The sequence below is a fragment of the Streptomyces sp. NPDC025273 genome (assembly GCF_040638585.1).
GTDB classification, from domain to species: Bacteria; Actinomycetota; Actinomycetes; order Streptomycetales; family Streptomycetaceae; genus Streptomyces; species Streptomyces cinereorectus.
Map to the genome: position 1 here is coordinate 107,420 of NZ_JBEZYP010000019.1, position 19,176 is coordinate 126,595.

Annotated in this window: 20 protein-coding genes and 1 pseudogene; 5 read left to right on the forward strand and 16 right to left on the reverse strand. The window is 71.4% G+C overall.

The window, feature by feature from the left end:
• Positions 1-26: 26 nt before the first annotated feature.
• From AB0F38_RS26445 to AB0F38_RS26455, 3 genes are all read right to left on the reverse strand, one after another.
• Positions 27-683 carry a GntR family transcriptional regulator gene (locus AB0F38_RS26445; protein ID WP_361898250.1) on the reverse strand — a complete coding sequence of 219 codons (657 nt, stop codon included), beginning with the start codon at positions 681-683 and terminating at the stop codon, positions 27-29.
• A 462-nt stretch (positions 684-1,145) separates the two neighbouring features.
• Complete coding sequence (locus tag AB0F38_RS26450) at positions 1,146-2,327, reverse strand: hypothetical protein (protein ID WP_361898253.1); 1,182 nt, start codon at positions 2,325-2,327, stop codon at positions 1,146-1,148.
• Entirely contained in the window at positions 2,324-3,289 is a 966-nt protein-coding gene (locus tag AB0F38_RS26455) for a 5-dehydro-4-deoxyglucarate dehydratase (RefSeq protein WP_361898256.1), read from the reverse strand. The genes AB0F38_RS26450 and AB0F38_RS26455 overlap by 4 nt, the downstream gene beginning before the upstream one ends.
• Positions 3,290-3,616: 327 nt before the next feature.
• On the opposite strand from AB0F38_RS26455, the gene AB0F38_RS26460 reads away from it, so the two are divergent.
• From AB0F38_RS26460 to AB0F38_RS26470, 3 genes are all read left to right on the forward strand, one after another.
• Positions 3,617-4,426 carry an NAD(P)-dependent oxidoreductase gene (locus AB0F38_RS26460; protein ID WP_361898259.1) on the forward strand — a complete coding sequence of 270 codons (810 nt, stop codon included), beginning with the start codon at positions 3,617-3,619 and terminating at the stop codon, positions 4,424-4,426.
• Positions 4,427-4,482: 56 nt separating this feature from the next.
• A complete protein-coding gene (locus AB0F38_RS26465; RefSeq protein WP_361898262.1) occupies positions 4,483-4,716 on the forward strand; it encodes a hypothetical protein in 234 nt (77 codons plus the stop codon).
• Between the two features lie 64 nt (positions 4,717-4,780).
• Complete coding sequence (locus tag AB0F38_RS26470; protein ID WP_361898265.1) at positions 4,781-5,992, forward strand: TerD family protein; 1,212 nt, start codon at positions 4,781-4,783, stop codon at positions 5,990-5,992.
• A gap of 107 nt (positions 5,993-6,099) precedes the next feature.
• Here AB0F38_RS26470 and AB0F38_RS26475 read toward each other — a convergent pair whose 3' ends face one another.
• The 4 genes and pseudogenes from AB0F38_RS26475 to AB0F38_RS26490 all read right to left on the reverse strand — a co-directional run bounded on the left by AB0F38_RS26475 (position 6,100) and on the right by AB0F38_RS26490 (position 10,209).
• On the reverse strand, positions 6,100-6,330 hold the full coding sequence (locus AB0F38_RS26475; protein ID WP_014156926.1) for a hypothetical protein: 231 nt from the start codon (positions 6,328-6,330) through the stop codon (positions 6,100-6,102).
• A gap of 77 nt (positions 6,331-6,407) precedes the next feature.
• Positions 6,408-6,803 (reverse strand): annotated as a pseudogene (locus tag AB0F38_RS26480) (TROVE domain-containing protein); the annotation flags it as partial.
• Positions 6,804-7,079: 276 nt separating this feature from the next.
• Positions 7,080-8,537 carry an alkaline phosphatase PhoX gene (locus tag AB0F38_RS26485; protein ID WP_361898321.1) on the reverse strand — a complete coding sequence of 486 codons (1,458 nt, stop codon included), beginning with the start codon at positions 8,535-8,537 and terminating at the stop codon, positions 7,080-7,082.
• Positions 8,538-8,727: 190 nt separating this feature from the next.
• A complete protein-coding gene (locus AB0F38_RS26490) occupies positions 8,728-10,209 on the reverse strand; it encodes a hypothetical protein (RefSeq protein ID WP_361898268.1) in 1,482 nt (493 codons plus the stop codon).
• A 396-nt stretch (positions 10,210-10,605) separates the two neighbouring features.
• Between AB0F38_RS26490 and dapA the strand changes: the two genes are divergently transcribed.
• Complete coding sequence (gene dapA, locus AB0F38_RS26495; RefSeq protein WP_361898271.1) at positions 10,606-11,493, forward strand: 4-hydroxy-tetrahydrodipicolinate synthase; 888 nt, start codon at positions 10,606-10,608, stop codon at positions 11,491-11,493.
• Here dapA and dapD read toward each other — a convergent pair.
• The 3 genes from dapD to AB0F38_RS26510 form a co-directional block, all read right to left on the reverse strand.
• Positions 11,490-12,488 (reverse strand): 2,3,4,5-tetrahydropyridine-2,6-dicarboxylate N-succinyltransferase, encoded by a 999-nt coding sequence (gene dapD, locus AB0F38_RS26500; protein ID WP_361898274.1) that lies wholly within the window; start codon positions 12,486-12,488, stop codon positions 11,490-11,492. The genes dapA and dapD overlap by 4 nt on opposite strands.
• A gap of 65 nt (positions 12,489-12,553) precedes the next feature.
• On the reverse strand, positions 12,554-13,105 hold the full coding sequence (locus AB0F38_RS26505) for a TetR family transcriptional regulator (RefSeq protein WP_361898276.1): 552 nt from the start codon (positions 13,103-13,105) through the stop codon (positions 12,554-12,556).
• Positions 13,105-13,425, reverse strand: coding sequence for a multidrug efflux SMR transporter (locus AB0F38_RS26510; protein ID WP_361898278.1), 321 nt, complete (start codon positions 13,423-13,425; stop codon positions 13,105-13,107). The genes AB0F38_RS26505 and AB0F38_RS26510 overlap by 1 nt, the downstream gene beginning before the upstream one ends.
• Before the next feature lie 142 nt (positions 13,426-13,567).
• Here AB0F38_RS26510 and AB0F38_RS26515 point away from each other — a divergent pair, with 142 nt between their 5' ends.
• The gene (locus AB0F38_RS26515) at positions 13,568-14,719 is read left to right on the forward strand and encodes a hypothetical protein (RefSeq protein WP_361898281.1); all 1,152 of its coding nucleotides are present in this window, start codon (positions 13,568-13,570) and stop codon (positions 14,717-14,719) included.
• A gap of 107 nt (positions 14,720-14,826) precedes the next feature.
• On the opposite strand, the gene AB0F38_RS26520 is transcribed toward AB0F38_RS26515, so the two are convergent.
• Genes AB0F38_RS26520 through sufD form a run of 6 tightly spaced genes read right to left on the reverse strand, consistent with a single transcriptional unit; the run spans position 14,827 to position 19,169 of the window.
• The gene (locus tag AB0F38_RS26520; protein WP_361898283.1) at positions 14,827-15,165 is read right to left on the reverse strand and encodes a metal-sulfur cluster assembly factor; all 339 of its coding nucleotides are present in this window, start codon (positions 15,163-15,165) and stop codon (positions 14,827-14,829) included.
• Positions 15,162-15,617, reverse strand: coding sequence for a Fe-S cluster assembly sulfur transfer protein SufU (gene sufU, locus AB0F38_RS26525; protein WP_361898286.1), 456 nt, complete (start codon positions 15,615-15,617; stop codon positions 15,162-15,164). Before sufU ends, AB0F38_RS26520 begins: the two co-directional genes overlap by 4 nt.
• A 16-nt stretch (positions 15,618-15,633) precedes the next feature.
• Complete coding sequence (locus AB0F38_RS26530) at positions 15,634-16,902, reverse strand: cysteine desulfurase (protein ID WP_361898289.1); 1,269 nt, start codon at positions 16,900-16,902, stop codon at positions 15,634-15,636.
• Positions 16,899-17,663, reverse strand: a complete 765-nt coding sequence (gene sufC / locus AB0F38_RS26535; RefSeq protein WP_361898292.1) for a Fe-S cluster assembly ATPase SufC — start codon at positions 17,661-17,663, stop codon at positions 16,899-16,901. Before sufC ends, AB0F38_RS26530 begins: the two co-directional genes overlap by 4 nt.
• A 7-nt stretch (positions 17,664-17,670) precedes the next feature.
• Positions 17,671-17,988, reverse strand: coding sequence for a non-heme iron oxygenase ferredoxin subunit (locus AB0F38_RS26540; RefSeq protein WP_361898294.1), 318 nt, complete (start codon positions 17,986-17,988; stop codon positions 17,671-17,673).
• The gene (sufD, locus tag AB0F38_RS26545) at positions 17,988-19,169 is read right to left on the reverse strand and encodes a Fe-S cluster assembly protein SufD (RefSeq protein ID WP_361898297.1); all 1,182 of its coding nucleotides are present in this window, start codon (positions 19,167-19,169) and stop codon (positions 17,988-17,990) included. The genes AB0F38_RS26540 and sufD overlap by 1 nt, the downstream gene beginning before the upstream one ends.
• Positions 19,170-19,176 lie beyond the last annotated feature (7 nt).

The following is a 19,176-nucleotide window of genomic DNA, read 5'->3' on the forward strand; positions in this document are numbered from 1 at the left end:
CTGGTGGTTCAGGTCCAGCTGGTGGTTCACGCCGTGTCACCCCCGTCTTCGTCGTCGGGGAACGCGCGGCGCACGAACGATGCGATGTGGTCGTGCAGAGCCCTCACGGCAGCCTCCGCGTCGTCGGTGAGGGCGAGCCGCAGGATCTCCCGGTGCTCGGCCGCCTCCCGCTCCCAGGACGGGTTGGTCGCCCAGGCCACGGTCGACACGAGGGCGGCCTGGTCGCGGATCTCGTCGAGCATCCGGGAGAGCAGCGGGTTGCCGCAGGGGAGGTAGAGGGCCCGGTGGAAGTCCCGGTTGGCCAGCGACCTGTCGGCCTTGTCGACCGCGGTGTCGGCCCGCTCCAGGGCTTCCTGGGCCGCCTCCAGCGAGGACTTGCGGGTGATGGAGCGGCGCAGCGCCTCCGGCTCCAGGAGCAGGCGCACGTCGTACACCTCCCGGGCCATGGCCGCGTCCACGAGCCGTACGGTGGCGCCCTTGTACTGGCTCATGACCACGAGCCCGGTGCCGGCGAGCGTCTTCAGCGCCTCCCGCACGGGGGTCTTCGACACCCCGAACTGCGCGGCGAGTTCGGTCTCGACGAGCGCCTGTCCCGGTCTCAGCTGCGCGGTGAGGATGGCGTGCTTGATCGCCTCCAGCACGTACTGGGTCCGGGACGGAATCGGGGCAGGCGCAAAGGTCATGGGTGAAGGGCTCTCGCATCTCGCGTATCGCGTCTCATATATGACGTACGAAGTACGACGCGATGAAGCTAGAGCGGTCCTGAATGTTTCGTCAACGCTTCTGACAAAAGATGTTTGGGTGTAGTTCTCAGGCGTCCGCCCGAGCCGCCGGGGCGCGCTACGCCGCCGGACCGGGCCCGTAGGACGCGCTCCGGAGGGGAGTGCGCAGGTCACGGCCGTTCGGGGTGGCCGGTGCCGGTGCGCGGAGCGGGAGGCGACCGGACGGCCCCGCCGTGCCTGACGGGGGTGGCCGTCTCAGGATCCGGTACGTCGGCGAGGTGGCCGGCCGCGGGATCCGGGGCACGTCGCCGACCGGCCGGGCAGTCCGGCGGCGCCGGCGGTGCTCGCGCCACGGCGGCGGCGCCGGTCGCGGGCCGGCAGGGGCGGCAGGGGCGGCCGGCGGGCGCCCCTGCCGGCCGGCCGTCACCCGCCGATGCGCGAGAGGGCGTGGCCGACGGCGTCGAGGTCCGGTCCGGAGGCCAGTCCCGCGTGGTACAGGCGCAGTTCGGTCGCACCGAGCGAGCGCGCGTGCGCGGCGTCCCGCTCCAGCGTGCCGGGGCTGCCGCCCATGCCCGTGACCACACCGAAATTGGCGGCCAGCACCCCACGGAGCCCGGCGAACGGCCCGAGCACGGCCTCGCGGGCCGCGTCACCGCCGGTGCAGGGCAGCACCACGCCGTCCGCCGTGGCCAGGATGTGCGCCGGGTCCACCCCGACGTTGGCGCCCGCCCGGTACGAGGCGGGATCGGCGTGCAGCAGGACCTGGAAGTCCGGGCCGGGCGCCGTCCGCCGGACCGCCGCCACGGCCGCCTCCTGGAGTCCCCTGGCGACCTGGTCGCGCCACTGCCGGGTGGCTCCGGCGGGACCCGCGCCGAGCAGCTCCTCGACTCCTGACCAGCCGGTCCCCCGGGAGCCAGGTCCGGCCCAGGCGGGCTCCAGGGCGTCGCGCACCGCTGCGCGCAGCTCGTCCGCGTCCAGCCCCTTCCCGGCGTATCCGGCCCGGCACGCGGCGCAGAAGCAGAGCGACATCAGGTACTGCGCCGCGTCCCCGAGGCCGACCCCCGACGTCTTGTCGTGGGCGTGCAGATGGGCGAAGCCGTACCAGCCGCAGGACTCCAGCTCGGTGCCCGCCGCCCCGGGGCGCACGGCCGCCTCCGCCGCCAGGTCCACGAGGTACGTGTGGACGGCGGGCTGCGCGATGCACGGCGCCCATGGGTAGCGGTCGCCGTAGGCGTTGACCACGGAGGTGCCCGGATGCTCGGCGCCCAGGCGGGAGTTGTGCGCGAGGACCACCCAGGAGTGCACCTGGAGACCGGCGCCGGCCAGGGCCGCGGCGGCCTCGGCGTACGGGTCGTCGCCCGGGACCCAGGACTGTGTGTACGGGTGCAGCCCGCGTCCCGCCCAGCGCCCGTGGTCCGGCGGGTAGAGCACCGCCGCGTGCTCGGCGGTGACGATCCGGCGGCCGGGGTGGCGTGGAGTCAGGGCGCGGGTGGAGTGGTAGGCGGAGGCGAGCGTCACCTGCTGGACGCCGAGGTCAGCGAGGCGCGTGGCGGCGTCCGGATCGCCGACGACGTCCCAGGGGTAGAGGAAGGCGGAGGTCTTCACCCGCGCTCCCCCTGCTCCTGGCCGTGCTTCTCCAGCAGGGCGCGGCCGTCCGCGATGATCCGGGTCAGCTCCTCGATGTGCGCGGCCGGGGGCTCGGTGAGCGGGGTGCGCACCTCACCGACGTCCAGGCCCGCCAGCCGGACACCCGCCTTCACGAGCGACACCGCGTAGCCGTGGCCCTTGGCCCGCAGTTCGACGAGGGGCCGGTAGAAGTGGTCGAGGAGGGCGTTGACGAGAGCGTCGTCGCCGGAGTCCAGCGCCCGGTGGAAGGCCAGCGCGATGCCGGGCGCGAAGGCGAAGACGGCGGAGGAGTAGAGCGTGACGCCGATGCCCCGGTAGGCGAGGCCGGTGAGCTCGGCGGTGGGCAGCCCGTTGAAGTACAGGAAGTCGTGGCCCGGCAGTCCGGCGCGCACGGCGCTGACCGTGCGCTGCATCAGGTCGAGGTCGCCGTAGCCGTCCTTGAGGCCGATGATCCCGGGGGTCCGCGCCAGGGCGAGGACGGTCTCGGGGGTGAAGACGGCGTTGTCGCGCTGGTAGACGATCGTCTCCAGGCCGGTGGCCGCGGCGAGTGCGGCGTAGTGGCCCAGCAGCCCTTCCTGGCCGGCGACGACGAGGTACGGAGGCATGGCCAGCAGTCCGTCCGCACCCGCTTCCTCGGCGAGTCGCGCGTACTGGACCGCGAGCGCCGTGCCGTAGCCGGCGCCCGCGACCACGGGCACCTGTCCGGCGGTCTCCTCGACGGCCGCGGCGACGAGGGCGCGGAATTCCTGCGGGGTCAGCGCGTGGAACTCGCCCGTGCCGCAGCAGGCGAACACCGCCGCGGCGCCGGCGTCGATGCCGTTGCGCACATGCGTGCGGAAGGTGTCGAGGTCGACGGCGCCGTCCGGCCCGTAGGCGCTGACGGGGAAAAAGAGCGGCCCGGCGACATCGGTGAGTCGGGCGGCAAGGGGGGCTGAGGTCACGGGCGCTCCCTGAGCAGATTCAGACGTGCACAATTCTGATCGGCGTCCATACTTATGAACGCTGTCACGCTAAGCCAGCCGCGCGGCGCAGGTCAAGACGAGAACACCCGACCCGGGCGCGAAGCCGCCGACTCCGGGTGACACTTGACGTGATCCGCCGGAACTTCTTAGCTTGTCCATGCATGTGAATGTCATCCATGGATTTGACGCGTTTCGGTGCGCCGAAGCCCGCGTGCCACGCGCACCCGGCGTCCGGACGCACCGCACAGCACCGTCGTCCGCGTACGCCGCGCCCGCGCCCTGCGCCCGCACCGAGGAGATCTCCGTATGCCCGCTCCCCGCACCGTCCTGCTCACCGGCGCCGCAGGCGGCCTCGGCACCCTGATGCGGGGGCTGCTGCCCGCGTACGGCTATGAGCTCCGCCTCTTCGACGTCACCCCCATCGAGGGCGAACCGGACGCCGTCACCGCCGATCTCGGCGACAAGGACGCACTGCGGGAAGCCGTGCGGGGTGTCGACGCGATCATCCACCTCGCGGGCATCTCCCTGGAAGCCTCGTTCGACAAGATTCTCCGCTCCAACATCGAGGGCACCTACAACCTCTACGAGGCCGCGCGCGAGGAGGGCGTCGGGCGCGTCGTGTTCGCCTCCTCCAACCACGCCATCGGCTACACCCCGCGCCCGTCGGCCGGCGACCCGCTGATCCCGGTGGACACCCCCCACCGTCCGGACACCTTCTACGGGCTGTCGAAGTCCTTCGGCGAGGACCTCGCCCAGTTCTACTGGGACAAGCACGGCCTGGAGACCGTCTCCGTGCGCATCGGCTCCTGCTTCATGGAGCCGACGTCGGTCCGCATGCTCTCCGTCTGGATGAGCCCCGGCGACGGCGCGCGCCTCTTCCACGCGGCCCTGACCGCCCCGGACGTCCGGCACACCGTGGTCTACGGGTCCTCCGACAACACCCGCCTGTGGTGGGACCTGACGACGGCCAGGTCCCTCGGCTACGCGCCGCGGGACGACTCGGAGCAGTACGCCGACAAGCTCGTCGCCGCACACGGGGAGCTGGATCCGGGGAACCCCGAGCACGCCCACGTCGGCGGCCACTTCGTCACGGACCCGCCCATCTGGCCGTACTGACACGGCGCGCGCAATTCGCGCGACGGGAGCCGGTCGGCCCGGGCACCATACGGACCATGCCCAGACCTTCCGGATTCCGGTACGAACAGCACGGCGACACGAGCGTCACGATCACCCACCACGGCCGCCCCGCGGGCACCCTGCGCGGCGGCCGTGCGGAGCGGTTCCTGGCCGAGGTGGTGTCCGGCGACGCCCAGCTGGTCATGGCCCGCTGGACCGGCGCCTACAAGCACGGGAACGAACGCACCGCCCGCGACCACCCGCGCAACCGGGCCGCGGGCGGGCGCTGAGCCGTACGGGGCACCTGCCCGAAGGTAAGGGAACGGCAAAGCCGGGTCGTTCGTTACCCCGTGCATGACCGCAATGACCCCCGGCTCGAACATCCCTCTCTCCGCCGCCCGCGTGGCGGTGGACGTCGCCGCCCCGGTGCGGCTCGACGTCTCGGGCCTGCTGCTCACCGCCGACGGCAAGGTGCGCTCCGACGACGACTTCATCTTCTACAACCAGCCCTCGGGCCCCGGCGTGACGTACCGCTCGGGCGGTGGCTCGGCGCCCGACGCGATCGTGGTGGACACCACGGCGGTCCCGCCCGGCATCGAGAAGATCGTCGTCACCGCGAGCCCCGACGCGGCCGGCCAGACGTTCCAGGGCATCGAGCCCACCGCCACGGTGCGCAACGCGGACGACGGCAGCGCGCTCGCCAGCTTCACCCCGCCCCAGCTGGGTTCCGAGACGGCTCTGGTGGTCATCGAGATCTATCTGCGCAACGGCGTCTGGAAGGCCCGCGCGGTCGGCCAGGGCTACGCGAACGGGCTGGCGGGCATCGCCACGGACTTCGGCGTCTCGGTGGAGGAGCCCGCCCCGGCGGCCACGCCCGCGCCGGTCGCGCCGGCCGCCCCCGCCGCTCCCCCGGCGGCCGCCTCCCCCGTGGACCCGCGGATCGCTCCCCCGGCCCCGCCCGCCGCGCCGCCCGCCCCTGCCGCCTCCGGCAAGATCAATCTCGACAAGGGCCGGGTCAACCTCCAGAAGAACCAGACCGTGTCCCTGGTCAAGGGCGGCCGGCCGCTGCTCTCGCAGGTCAAGATGGGTCTGGGCTGGGAGCCCGCGTTCCGCGGCAAGGACATCGACCTCGACGCCTCGGTGATCGCCTTCGGTCCCAACCGCAATCACCTGGACAGCTGCTACTTCGGCAAGCTCTCCATCCTGAACGGCGCGATCAAGCACTCCGGCGACAACCTCACGGGCGAGGGCGCGGGCGACGACGAGGTGATCGTCGTGGACCTGGGCCGGATCCCCGCGGACGCCACGGGTCTGGTCTTCACGGTCAACTCGTTCACCGGACAGAAGTTCACCGAGGTCGCCAAGGCGTACTGCCGGCTGATGGACGGCACCACGGGCGAGGAGCTGGTCCGCTTCGACCTGACGGGCGCGGAGCCGCAGACCGGTGTGTTCATGGCCAAGCTGATCAAGCAGTTCTCCGGCGAGTGGGAGATGACCGCCATGGGCGAGTTCGTGAAGTCGAGGACCGTCCGCGGCATGGTGAAGCCCGCCGCGAAGGCCCTGTAGCGCCCGCGCACCCCGCAACGGCTTCCGGGGCACCTGGTGGATTTCTCCTCAGGTGCCCCGGGTCCGGAGAGTGTCCGGTCGGACGCTGTACGTGCTCGTCTTCCCTCTCAGAGCTTGGTCAGCTTGGAATACGGGCTCAGGATCCTCCCCTGTCGCCCCGAGAAGTCGATGAGCACTGCGTCGTTGTCGCCCTCGACAGCAAGGACTCGGCCGAGTCCGAACTGGTCGTGCGACACCCTGTCGCCCACATCGAAGCATTCGACCGGTGGGGCCGCCTGGGCCGGGCGGTTGAAGGGACTGGAAGGCAGGTGACGCCGGGATCCGGCTGACTGTTTCATTACATTGAGTATGCGCCTTGCGAGCGTCCAATGCCATGCCCGGCCGCTCCCGGACGGCAGTAGTGCCGGATTCGTAATCAGCCGTTCCAGGGCCAGTCGGCGCTCCTGCCCGCCTCCAGCAGGGGCACCATGCGGAACGCCGCGTCGGAGAGCCCCCCGAAGGTGTGGCGGTTCTCGCGTCCCGAGGGCCCGTGCCCGACCCGGTACCCCGCGAGGTTCCAGGTGCAGACCGGCACGGTCCCCGGGATGCCGTCGATCGCGTCCCCGTGCGAGGTGTACGAGGCCTGCTCGTCGGTGACGATCAGCACCCGGTCGTGCCCCTCGTAGTGCCGGCGGACCGCCTCCCGGGTGTGGGTGCCGCCCAGGCTGCCGAAGCGCTCCAGGACCTTGAGCACCGACTCGCCCCGGCGGTACGCGATCGCGGAGCTGCCCGTACCGAACTGCACCGGATCGGCGTCGGCGGCCCGCAGCGCCCTGGTGATGACGCGCGGTGCGCCCGGTGGACTCCACGGGCGAGGTGCCGCGGGGCCTGATGGAGCGGGTGTTGAAGCGTGCCATGTGAAGAATTCACCCGAATTCATGGGAGAAGGCACGGCGAAGGGGGTGCCCGAGATCAGGACGGCTGCGGCGTGATTTCTTGGAAAGGAAGGAGCCGCTGCCTTCGCACCGGGAGGGGCGTGACCCCGACTCCAGGAGGACGACCGCGCGGCACGCGAGGGGATTTCCCGCGTACCGCACGGTGCGGCGTGTCAGTGCCTGTTCGGCTGACGCTTCCACGGGCCGGTGATGGCGAGCAGGATGCCGGGGTTCTGGATGTTGGCGAACAGCGTCCTGCCGTCCGGCGAGAACGTCACTCCGGCGATCTCGCTGTAGGACGGGTCGTCCTCCGTGCCCGTGTTGAGGTCGTTGCGGGCGATCGGGTAGGTGCGGCCGCTGTCGGTCGCACCGAAGAGGTGCTGGATCCCTTCGCCGTCCTCGGAGATGACGATGCCGCCGTAGGGCGACACCGTGATGTTGTCCGGGCTGTCGAAGGCACCGTCCACGGAAGGGTCCGGGTTGACGCCGAGAAGCACCTTCAGGGTCACCGTGCGGCGCTTGGGGTCGTAGAACCAGACCTGGCCGTCGTGTGCGACCGGGCTCTCGCCCCGGGCGTACGAGGAGACGAAGTAGGCACCGCCGTCGCCCCACCACATGCCCTCCAGCTTGCGGGCGCGGGTGACCTGGGTGTCGTCGAACTGTTTGCGCACGGAGACCGTCTTCGCGTCGCGGTCGGGTACGTCGACCCAGTCCACGCCGTAGACCGTGCCGATCTCCGTGGCGCGGGACAGGTCGTCGACGAACACGCCCTTCCTGTCGAAGCACTTGGTGGCCTGCAGGACACCCGCGTCGTCGGCGAGGGTGCGCAGCTTGCCGCGGCCGTGCTTGAAGCCGTGCGGCGGAACCCAGCGGTAGAGCAGGCCGTTGGGGCCCGAGGCGTCCTCGGTCAGGTAGGCGTGGCCGCGCTTGGGGTCGATGACGACGGCCTCGTGGGCGAACCGGCCGAACGCCTTGACCGGGCGCGGGTCGCGGTTGGCGCGCTTGTCGTAGGGGTCGACCTCGAAGACGTACCCGTGGTCCTTGAGCAGGCCGTTCCTGCCGGCCTTGTCCTCGGTCTCCTCGCAGGTGAGCCAGGTGCCCCAGGAGGTGCTCCCGCCCGCGCAGTTGGTGGACGTGCCGGCGATGCCGACCCACTCGGCGGTACGGCCGTCGGCGCGGGTCTCCACGACGGTGCAGCCACCGGCCGCGACCGGGTCGTAGACGAGGCCCTCGGTGAGCGGGACCGGGTACTTCCAGCGGGCCCGGGTGCCGCTCAGCTCGTGGTTGTTGACCAGGAGGGTGACACCGCGGGATCCCTCGAAGGCGGCCGTGCCGTCGTGGTTGGAGGGGGTCGGCTCGCCCGTCTCCAGCGTGGTGACACCGCTGTGCGTGAGGATGCGGTACGAGAATCCGGCGGGCAGCGCGAGGATGCCCTTCGGGTCGGCGATCAGCGGCCCGTAGCCCAGTTCCTTGTCGTGGCCGTGGCCGTGGTCGTCACCGTGGCCGTGCCGCGCCTCCTCGGCCGCCAGTGCACCGGGTGCGGTGGCGAGGGCGCCGACGGCGCCGGTGAGCGCGATACCCGCTCCGGCGAGTGCGGACTGTCTGGTGAATTCCCTGCGCGTGAACGACATCGCGGACTCCTGGTGCGGCATGGCCGGGGTGGTTGGCGCGATCACGTTCCCTCCTCGGCACCAACACCGGTTGAACGACGGACGACATCGAGCGGGCCTGCACGTCAAACCGTCCGGCCTATACGGACAAAACCGGCCACGATTCCTCACGCGGCCGGTCCCGTCTGGCCGAAAAGGCCTTCTTCCTCCGTCAGTTCTTCCTGCGCGAGCGGGCCTTGAAGGCGGCCTTGCGAGCCTCCTTCGCCGTCTTCCGGTCGCGGTGCAGCCGCCCCATCGCCTCGAGCACCTCGGCCGTGGCCGGGTGCTCCACCCGCCACGCCTCGTCGAAGAAGCCGCTGTGCTGCCCGGAGAGCCCTTCGACCAGCTCCTGGAGTTCCTCCATGTCGCCCTCGGCGTCCAGCTGCGCCGCGATCGTGTCGATGGCGAGCCAGAAGATCATCGACTCCGGCGGCGCGGGCACGTCGGCGGCGCCCTGTTCGGCGAGCCAGACGCGGGCCAGCCCGCCGAGTTCGGCGTCGTCGAGCACGTCGCGCACCGCGGGCTCGGCCCGGGGACCGGCCAGGGCGAGGGCCTGCTGGCAGTGGAGCCTGCGCAGCGGGGCGCCCGGGTCGGCGCCGCGGGCCGCGTGCAGCAGTTCGGTCGCGGCGGCTGCCGCGCTGTCCGTCCCGCGCCGCCCGAGCCACAGGCCGATCTCGGCGCGGGCTGCGTCCTCGGGGTAGCGCGCCAGGCCGTCGAGGAGGACGTCGGCACCCTTGTCGGCGAGGTCGCCGACCGCGGGGGCGTCCACGCCTGCCTCCAGCATCCGCTCGCGGATGCCGTACAGGCCGAGCGGGGTCAGCCTGACCATCCCGTAGCGGGTGACGTCCTCGTCGTCCGAGGGCGGCGCGGCCTGCTCGCCCTCCTCGGTCAGCAACGCCTCGTCCAGCGGCCGGTATTCGACGATCCCGATGGGTTCGAGCAGCCGGAACTGGTCGTCCAGCCGCATCATCGCCTCCGACACCTGCTCCAGGACCTCGTCGGTGGGCTCGCCCATGTCGTCGGGCACGAGCACGGAGGCGGCGAGGGCGGGCAGCGGCACGGGGCCGTCACCGGGTCCGGCGTCCGAGAGGGTCAGCAGGTAGAGGTTGCCGAGCACCCCGTCGAGGAAGTCCGCCTCCGCCTCGGGGTCCCAGTCCAGGGCGTCGAAGTCGATGCTGCCGTCCTCGTTGACGAGGTCGGCGAAGTCGTCGAAGGCCGGTGCGGTGGCGTCCGCGTGTACGGCGTCCAGGCCGTCCAGCCAGATCGCGAGGACGTCCCGCGGGGAGCCGCCGGTCAGCAGCGCCAGGTTCTCGCCCGCGGTGACGGTGCCCTCCGCGTCGTCGCCCGCCGTGTAGTCCAGGCCGTCCTCGTCGTGCGGATCCTCGACGTCCACGAGCCCGGTGTCGACGGCGAGGCGCCAGGCCTCACTGGCGTACGCGGCACCGTCCTCGTCGTCGGAGAGACCCAGGTGGGCGGCGGCCGCGGGCAGTTGCGCGTCGACGAGCTCGCCGCCGGCGCCCACCCGCGTACCGGGCCCCGCCCAGCGGGCGAGGCGGACGGCGCGGGCGAGCAGCGGAGCGGCCAGCGCGTCCCGTGCCAGCTCGGCCTCGGTGTGCAGCCGCACCGGCGGCAGGGAGGGGCGCTCTGCGGACATCAGGGGGGTCTCCTCGGGCATGCTCAGGATGTGTGCGGGGCGGGCCCCTCGCGTACGGGGCCCGCGGCGGCCCCGTGCGTGGGAGTGCGGCGCCGCCGCCCCAGCGTAGACGCATTTCGTCCCGAGCCGCCCGGTTCTCCCCCAGCCCGCCGGGAGGCTCGGCGCCGGCACGCAACGGCGCCCCACGCGCCCCCGGCCACGCCGGGATGGTTGCGTACCCGTTCCCTCGGTGGGGGTTCGGACTCCAGTGCCCCGGACACCGCGTCCACGGCTCCGGCCCTCCGCCGCTCCGGGGTCGACGAGGCCCGCGGGGCGGTCACCGTTCAGCAGCCCTTCACCTTCGGCCGGAGCAGATCTAAGTGGACCTGATCGGACCGCCGGGCCGACACTGCGGGGATGACAGCCATCCCGGCCAGGCCCTTCGGCCGCGCCCTCTGCGCCATGATCACGCCGTTCACCCCCGCCGGTGACCTGGACCTGGAAGCCGCCCGCACGCACGCCTCGGGTCTGGTCGCGGGCGGCTGCGACGGGCTCGTGCTGAGCGGCACCACGGGCGAGTCCCCGACCACCACGGACGAGGAGAAGACCGCCCTGCTGCGGGCGGTCCGGGAGGCGGTCGGCGACGGCGTCCCGCTCCTCGCGGGGGTGGGGAGCGCCGACACCCGGCACACCGTCCGGCTGGCGCGGGAGGCCGAGGCGGCGGGGGCGGACGGGCTGCTGGTGGTGACGCCGTACTACAGCCGTCCCCCGCAGGCGGCGGTGGAGGCGCACTTCGTCCGGGTCGCCGAGGCCACCGGCATCCCCCTCATGCTCTACGACATCCCGGGCCGCACCGGCACCCGGATCGAGCCCGGCACGCTCCTGCGACTGGCGGAGCACCCGCGGATCGTGGCGGTCAAGGACTGCTCGTACGACCTGCTCGGGGCGACGGCGGTGATGGCGCGCGCCCCGCTCGCCTACTACTCGGGCTGCGAGGAGCTGAACCTCCCGCTGTACGCGGTCGGCGGCGCCGGCTATGTCAGCACGGTGGCGAACGTGGTGCCGCGCCGGATGCGGGCCGTCCTGGACGCGTTCGACGCCGGTGACACGGCGCGGGCCGCCCGCCTGAACGGGCTCCTCGTGCACCTGGTCGAGGCCATGATGTCCGCCGGGCTGCCCGGCACGGTCACGGCGAAGGCGCTGCTGGACGCGGGCCCGGTCCGGGAACCGCTGCAGCCCGCCGGCCGCGAGGCGACCGCCGGGCTGCGCAGGGTGTACGAGGAACTCCTCGCCGCTACGGACTAGTTGTGGCTGTGCAGTACGTCGTTCAGCCCGTCCCACACCGCGTTGTTGGGGCGGGCCTCGACGGCGCCGGAGACCGAGTTGCGGCGGAAGAGGATGTTCGAGGCGCCGGAGAGCTCCCGGGCCTTGACGATCTGTCCGTCCGGCAGCGTGACGCGCGTGCCGGCCGTGACGTACAGCCCGGCCTCGACGACGCACTCGTCGCCCAGCGCGATCCCGACGCCCGCCTCGGCGCCGATCAGGCAGCGCTGTCCGATGACGATGCGCTCCTTGCCGCCGCCGGACAGGGTGCCCATGGTGGACGCGCCGCCGCCGATGTCGGAGCCGTCACCGATGACGACACCCGCGGAGATGCGGCCCTCGACCATGGAGGTGCCGAGCGTGCCCGCGTTGAAGTTGACGAAGCCCTCGTGCATCACGGTCGTACCGGAGGCCAGGTGCGCACCGAGCCGTACGCGGTCGGCGTCGGCGATCCGGACGCCCTTGGGAGCGACGTAGTCCGTCATCCGGGGGAACTTGTCCACCGAGGTGACCTGGAGGTGCAGCCCCTCGGCGCGCGCGTTGAGGCGGACCTTCTCCAGGTCGTCGACGGCCACCGGTCCGAGCGAGGTCCAGGCGACGTTGGCGAGGAAGCCGAAGATGCCGTCGAGGTTCTGCCCGTGGGGCTGGACGAGCCGGTGCGAGAGCAGGTGCAGACGCAGGTACGTGTCGTGTGCGTCGAGGGGCTTGTCGTCGAGCGAGGAGATGACCGTGGCCACGGCGACGACCTCCACCCCGCGCCGGGCGTCCACGCCGATGGCCCTGGCCGCACCCTCACCCAGGCGGTTCACCGCCTCGTCGGCGCCGAGTCGCTGCGTCCCCGCCGGTCCGGGGTCGGCGACGAGCTCGGGGGCGGGGAACCAGGTGTCGAGGACGGTGCCGTCACCGGCGATGGTGGCGAGGCCGGCGGCGACGGCGCCGGTGGTACGGGCGGAACCCTGGGAAGTCGTGTCGGTCATGGACAGAACCTAACCGGCCGGGCACCGCGCGAGCGAACCGGTCTCGCCGTCCGGGCCGCCGCACGTCACCGGGGGCTGCCGCCGTCCACGATCCGGCCGAGCATCTCCCGGGTGTACGCCGCGTCGAAGTCGCCCCCCGTGAGCAGCACCTGGAGGCTGATGCCGTCGAGCAGGGCGACCAGGGCCCGAGCGGTCGCCGGGTCGGTGCGGCGGGCGACCAGCTCGCCCACGCAGCCGGCCCACTCCGCGGCGACGGCCCGCAGGGCGGGGCGCCGGAGTGCGGCCAGGTACAGCTCGTACTCCAGCTCCATCGGCCCCCGCCCGCCCGCGAACCAATCCCCCAGCAGCCTGGTCAGCCCGTCGGCGAGACCGGCCGCCGGGTCGGCGAGGCAGGCGCTCTCCCGCACGGTCCGCGCGAAGGTGTCGTTGCACCGGCGCAGGGCGGCGACCAGCAGCTCGTCGAGCGAGGCGAAGTGGTACGTCGTCGAGCCGAGCGGCACGTCGGCCTCCGCGGCCACCGAGCGGTGGCTGAGCCCGGCGATGCCCCGGTCCCCGACGACGCGGATGGCCGCCTCGACGATCCGGTCGCGCCGCTCGGGGTCGTACCGGCGCACCATCAGTGGGCTCCGCCGAGATTGAGCACCACGACCCCCGCGACGATCAGCGCGAGCCCGGCCAGCTTGGCGGGGCCGGCGGACTCTCCCATCCAGATGATCCCGATGGCGGCGACGGCCGCGGTGCCCACGCCCGCCCAGATGGCGTAGGCCGTGCCGACGGAGAGCGTCTTGAGGGTCTGGGCGAGCAGCGTGAACGCCAGCGCATAGCCCACGACCGTGCCGAGGGAGGGCCACAGCCGGGTGAAGCCCTCGCTGTACTTCATGGCCGTCGTCCCGGCCACCTCCGCCGCTATGGCCGCGGCAAGCAGTCCGTACCCCATGGGTACAAGGTACCCATCGTTGCGTACGCCCGTACACAACGCCGTGTGCCCCCCGCCCCCGGTCCACCGCCGTCGCGGGACGCTACGGTGTCCCGACCGGTCGTACCGGATGATGAACGCACAACAACACAACGGAGTAGCAGTGGCGCAGGACGCAGGGTGGGGCGGCGGCGCGTACGGAGGCGCGCCGTACGGCGGAGTTCCGTACGGAGGGCCTCCCGGACCGCCTGGGTGGGGTGGCTGGGTGCCGCCGCCGAAGCCAGGGGTGATACCGCTCGCACCGCTGAGGTTCGGGGACGTGCTCAACGGGGCGTTCTCAACGATGGGTTCGTACTGGAAGCAGCTGTTCGGCATGGGGGCCGCCCTCTACGGCGGTGCCGCGCTGCTGATGGCGACGGCGGTCGCCGTCGCCTACTCCGCCGTCGGCGACCACCTGGACCGGGTGGTCTCGCTCCGTTACGAGGAGGAGGCCTCCTCGGCGGACGTCGTCCCGCTCGTGACCGCGGTGTCCGTCCTGGCGCTGCTCGGGATCGTCCTGATGCTGATCGTCTCGGGTCTGATGTACGCGGCGGTCCCCGCGGTGCTTCAGGAGGCGGTGCTGGGCCGGGCCGTCGCCTTCTCCACGGTGTGGCGGCGGGCCTGGGCCCACGTCGCCCGGGTGATCGGCACGCTGATCCTCACGGCACTGATCGCGGTCGTGCCCATGGTGCTCGTCCTGGTCGCCGTCGTCGGGGTGGTGGTCGCCGTGACCACCATGGACGGCGGTGCGGGCGGCGCCGCCACGGCCATGACGGTCGGTGTACTGGGCGTCCTGCTGACGGGCCCGCTGGCCACCTGGCTCTGGGTCAAGTTCTGCCTGGCACCGGCCGTCGTGGTCTTCGAGGGACAGCGGCCCGTGGCCGCACTGCGCCGCTCGTCCCAGCTGGTGCAGGGCGACTGGTGGCGGATCTTCGGCATCACGCTGCTGGTCTACATGATGGCCGCGACGGCCGGCTACTTCATCCAGATGCCGTTCTCCGTCCTCGGCATCTTCCCCGGCGTGATCGGCACCTCGTCGCTGGAGGGCGACCCCAGCCCCACGGCGATCGTGGTGGCGATGAGCGGCTATCTCGTGGCGACGCTGCTGGGGCAGATGGTCAGCCAGATCATCTCCACGACCTTGCCGCAGCTGGTGACCGGCCTGCTGTACGTCGACCGCCGGATGCGGACGGAGAACCTGGGTCCGGTCCTGGCCGAGGCAGCCGCCGTCCCGCCGCAGGACTGGGGACCGCCGGGCGGCGGAGCGCACCGGTGACCGCGTCGTGGGCGTCGACGGCGAGGCGGTGAAAGCGAACGGCCATGCCCGCCGGTCCCGCCGGCGTGCATGGCCGTTCGTCCTGCCGAAACGGGCGAGGAACGTAATCAGACGTTGAAGCCCAGCGCGCGGAGCTGCTCACGGCCGTCGTCGGTGATCTTGTCCGGGCCCCACGGCGGCATCCAGACCCAGTTGATCCGCAGCTCGCTGACGATGCCGTCCGTCGCGGACTTCGCCTGGTCCTCGATGACATCGGTCAGCGGGCAGGCCGCGGACGTCAGGGTCATGTCGAGGGTGGCGATGTTGGCGTCGTCGACGTGGATGCCGTAGATCAGGCCCAGGTTGACGACGTCGATGCCCAGCTCGGGGTCGACCACGTCGTACAGCGCCTCGCGGACCTCCTCCTCGGAGGCCGGCTTGATGGTCAGAGTCTCGTTCTCGCTCATGCCGTCTTCCCTTCGGACAGCGCCTGCGCCGTCGCGTCCTTCCACGCCATCCAGCTCAGCAGCGCGCACTTGACCCGGGCCGGGTACTTGGAGACGCCGGCGAACGCGACCGCGTCCTCCAGCACCTCCTCCATGGTGTCGTCCGGCTCCAGCTGACCCTTGGACTGCATCAGTTCGAGGAAGGTCTCCTGGATCTTCTGCGCCTCGCCGAGCTGCTTGCCGACCAGCAGTTCGTTGAGTACGGAGGCGCTGGCCTGGCTGATGGAGCAGCCCTGGCCCTCGTAACTGACGTCGGCTACGGTCTCGCCGTCGTACTTGACGCGGAGCGTGATCTCGTCGCCGCACGTCGGGTTGACGTGGTGCACCTCGGCGTCGCCGTCCCGCAGGCCACGCCCGTGGGGGTGCTTGTAGTGGTCCAGGATCACTTCCTGGTACATGGAGTCAAGCTTCACCAGTCAACCCTCACCATCAACCGAAAAAGTTCCGCACGTGCTCCAGGCCGTCCACCAGGGCGTCGACCTCGGCAGGCGTGGAGTACAGATAGAACGACGCTCGCGTCGTCGCAGGAATTCCGTACCGCAGGCACACCGGCCGCGCGCAGTGGTGTCCGACCCGGACCGCGATGCCCAGCTCGTCGAGCACCTGACCCACGTCGTGCGGGTGGATGTCCCCGAGCGTGAACGAGATCGTCGCGCCCCGGTCCTCGGCCGTCGCCGGGCCGATGATCCGCAGGCCCGGGACCTCCAGGAGCCGGCGCACCGCGTACTCGGTGATCGCCTGCTCGTGGCGGTGGATGTTCTCCATGCCGATGGCCGAGAGGTAGTCCACGGCCGCGCCGAGGCCGACGGCCTGCGCGATCGGGGGCGTACCCGCCTCGAACTTGTGCGGCGCGGGGGCGTACGTCGACGAGTGCATCGACACGGTCTCGATCATCTCGCCACCGCCGAGGAACGGCGGCAGGTCCTCCAGGAGCTCCTGCCGCCCCCACAGCACACCGATACCCGTCGGGCCGACCATCTTGTGGCCGGTGAAGGCCACGAAGTCGGCCTGCAGCGCCTGCACGTCGAGCACCATGTGCGGGGCCGCCTGCGAGGCGTCGATGCAGACCAGCGCGCCGACCTGCTGGGCGCGGCGGATGATCTTCTCGACCGGGTTGATCGTGCCCATGATGTTGGAGACCAGGGTGAAGGAGACGATCTTCGTCTTCTCCGTGATGATCTCGTCGATGTCCGACAGGTCCAGCCGGCCGTCGTCCGTGATGCCGAACCACTTCAGCTTCGCGCCCGTGCGCTGCGAGAGCAGCTGCCACGGCACGATGTTGGAGTGGTGCTCCATCTCCGTGGTCACGATCTCGGTGTCGCTGTCGACCCGATAGGGCTCGTCGGCCCAGCCGAGCATGTTGGCGACGAGGTTGAGCGACTCCGAGGCGTTCTTGGTGAAGATCACCTCGTTGCGGCTGGGTGCGTTGATGAAGGCCGCGACCTTGTCGCGAGCGCCCTCGTACAGCGCGGTGGCCTCCTCGGCGATCGTGTACACACCGCGGTGGACGTTGGCGTTGTGCCGCTCGTAGTACTCGTTGAGCGCGTCGAGGACCTGGCGCGGCTTCTGGGAGGTCGCCGCACTGTCCAGATAAACGATCTTCTTGCCGTCGTGGACCGTGCGGTCCAGGATCGGGAAGTCCTTGCGGATCGCCTCGGTGTCGAGGAGGCCGGAGAGCCCCTGTCGGGCGTCAGTCACGCGGAAGCGCCACCCTTCGTGTAGGCCTCGTAGCCCTCGTTCTCCAGCGTGTCCGCCAGCTCGGCGCCACCGGAGGCGGCGATCCGGCCGTTGGCGAAGACATGCACGTAGTCGGGCTTGATGTACTTGAGGATGCGCGTGTAGTGCGTGATCAGCAGGGTGCCGACCTCACCGGTCCCGCGCACCCGGTTGACGCCTTCGGAGACGGTCTTCAGCGCGTCGACGTCCAGGCCGGAGTCGGTCTCGTCGAGGATCGCGATCTTCGGCTTGAGGAGCTCCAGCTGGAGGATCTCGTGGCGCTTCTTCTCACCGCCGGAGAAGCCCTCGTTGACGTTGCGCTCGGCGAAGGCGGGGTCCATCTGGAGCCCGGCCATCGTCTCCTTGACCTCCTTCACCCACGTGCGCAGCTTGGGTGCCTCGCCGCGGACGGCGGTGGCGGAGGTGCGCAGGAAGTTGGAGACCGAGACGCCGGGGATCTCGACCGGGTACTGCATGGCGAGGAACAGGCCCGCGCGGGCGCGCTCGTCGACGGACATCGCCAGGACGTCCTCGCCGTCCAGGGTCACCGTGCCACTCGTGATCGTGTACTTGGGGTGACCCGCGAGCGAGTACGCGAGGGTGGACTTGCCGGACCCGTTCGGGCCCATGATGGCGTGGGTCTCGCCCTGCTTCACGGTCAGGTCGACGCCCTTGAGGATCTCCTTCGTGGCGTTGTCGGCCTCGACGGAGACGTGCAGGTCGCGGATTTCAAGCGTTGCCATGGGTGACTCAGGACTCCTGGGTGACGGAGACGAGCACATCGTCCCCTTCGATCTTGACGGGGTATACGGGGACGGGGCGCGTCGCGGGAAGACCGGACGGCTTGCCGGTGCGGAGGTCGAACCTCGATCCGTGCAGCCAGCACTCGATCGAGCAGTCCTCCACCTCGCCCTCCGACAGCGAGACGTTCGCGTGCGAGCAGATGTCGTTGATCGCGAACACCTCGCCCCCGGTGCGGACGACGGACACCGGCGTGCCGTCGAGCTCCACCCGCTTGGGGGTGTCGTCTTCCAGCTCACTCAGCGCACAGGCTTTGACGAAGGCCATCAGACCGATGCCTTGAGCTCGGTCTCGATCTTGTCGAGGAGACGGGCTTCGACGTCCGGCAGGCCGATCTGCTGGACCAGCTCGGCGAAGAAGCCGCGCACGACGAGCCGGCGGGCCTCCTCGGCCGGGATACCGCGGGACTGCAGGTAGAACAGCTGCTCGTCGTCGAAGCGGCCGGTCGCCGAGGCGTGGCCGGCGCCGACGATCTCACCGGTCTCGATCTCCAGGTTCGGTACGGAGTCGACCCGGGCACCGTCGGTGAGAACCAGGTTGCGGTTCATCTCGTAGGTGTCGGTGCCCTCGGCGGCCGCCCGGATGAGGACGTCGCCGATCCAGACGGCGTGTGCGCCGTCGCCCTGCAGCGCGCCCTTGTAGGCCACGTTGGACGTGCAGTGCGGGGCGTTGTGGTCGACCAGGAGGCGGTGCTCCTGGTGCTGGCCCTTGTCGGTGAAGTACAGACCGAAGAGCTCCGCCTCGCCGCCCGTGGCCGCGTAGGCGACCCGCGGGTGGAGGCGGACCACGTCGCCACCGAAGGTGACGACGATGGACTTGAAGGAGGCGTCCCGGCCGATCAGCGCGTTGTGCTGACCGACGTGGACGGCCTTCTCGTCCCAGTCCTGGACGGAGACGACGGTGAGCTTCGCACCGTCGCCCAGGACGTAGTCGACGTTGGCGGCGAGCACCGCGTCGCCGGTGTGGTCGATGACGACGACGGCCTCGGCGAAGGCCCCCAGCTCGATGACCTGGTGGCCGTAGGCCACACCGCCCTCGCCGTGCACCGCGATCCGGACCGGCTCGGTGAGCACGGCCTCCTTGGCGACCGTGACCACCGAGGCCTGCTCGAAGGACGAGTACGCCTGGGCGGCGACACGGTCCACCGGGGTGCCCGCCCTGCCGAGCCGCGCGTCGTCGCGGCCGACGGTCTCGACCGTGACGCCCGGGGGCGCCTCGATCACGACCTTGACGCCGCCCCCGGTCGCGACGGCGGTGCCGTCGTGCAGTCCGCGCAGCCGCTCCAGCGGCGTGAACCGCCACTCCTCCTCGCGGCCGTGCGGGACCGGGAAGTCCGCGACGTCGAAGGACGGGGGTGCGCTCATGCGCGTGGCGACGGTGGACTCGGCGGCCACCGCGATGGACCCGGCGGTGGTGGACCCCGCCGGAATGTTCTGAGCCTCAGCCATGGCTGTC

Bases quoted from the DNA above. Each gene is read 5' to 3' on its own strand.
- AB0F38_RS26445 (WP_361898250.1), bottom strand. From the start codon at position 683: ATGACCTTTGCGCCTGCCCCGATTCCGTCCCGGACCCAGTACGTGCTG.
- AB0F38_RS26460 (WP_361898259.1), top strand. From the start codon at position 3,617: ATGCCCGCTCCCCGCACCGTCCTGCTCACCGGCGCCGCAGGCGGCCTC.
- AB0F38_RS26465 (WP_361898262.1), top strand. From the start codon at position 4,483: ATGCCCAGACCTTCCGGATTCCGGTACGAACAGCACGGCGACACGAGC.
- AB0F38_RS26470 (WP_361898265.1), top strand. From the start codon at position 4,781: ATGACCGCAATGACCCCCGGCTCGAACATCCCTCTCTCCGCCGCCCGC.
- AB0F38_RS26475 (WP_014156926.1), bottom strand. From the start codon at position 6,330: ATGAAACAGTCAGCCGGATCCCGGCGTCACCTGCCTTCCAGTCCCTTC.
- AB0F38_RS26485 (WP_361898321.1), bottom strand. From the start codon at position 8,537: ATGTCGTTCACGCGCAGGGAATTCACCAGACAGTCCGCACTCGCCGGA.
- AB0F38_RS26490 (WP_361898268.1), bottom strand. From the start codon at position 10,209: ATGTCCGCAGAGCGCCCCTCCCTGCCGCCGGTGCGGCTGCACACCGAG.
- dapA (WP_361898271.1), top strand. From the start codon at position 10,606: ATGACAGCCATCCCGGCCAGGCCCTTCGGCCGCGCCCTCTGCGCCATG.
- dapD (WP_361898274.1), bottom strand. From the start codon at position 12,488: ATGACCGACACGACTTCCCAGGGTTCCGCCCGTACCACCGGCGCCGTC.
- AB0F38_RS26505 (WP_361898276.1), bottom strand. From the start codon at position 13,105: ATGGTGCGCCGGTACGACCCCGAGCGGCGCGACCGGATCGTCGAGGCG.
- AB0F38_RS26510 (WP_361898278.1), bottom strand. From the start codon at position 13,425: ATGGGGTACGGACTGCTTGCCGCGGCCATAGCGGCGGAGGTGGCCGGG.
- AB0F38_RS26520 (WP_361898283.1), bottom strand. From the start codon at position 15,165: ATGAGCGAGAACGAGACTCTGACCATCAAGCCGGCCTCCGAGGAGGAG.
- sufC (WP_361898292.1), bottom strand. From the start codon at position 17,663: ATGGCAACGCTTGAAATCCGCGACCTGCACGTCTCCGTCGAGGCCGAC.
- AB0F38_RS26540 (WP_361898294.1), bottom strand. From the start codon at position 17,988: ATGGCCTTCGTCAAAGCCTGTGCGCTGAGTGAGCTGGAAGACGACACC.
- sufD (WP_361898297.1), bottom strand. From the start codon at position 19,169: ATGGCTGAGGCTCAGAACATTCCGGCGGGGTCCACCACCGCCGGGTCC.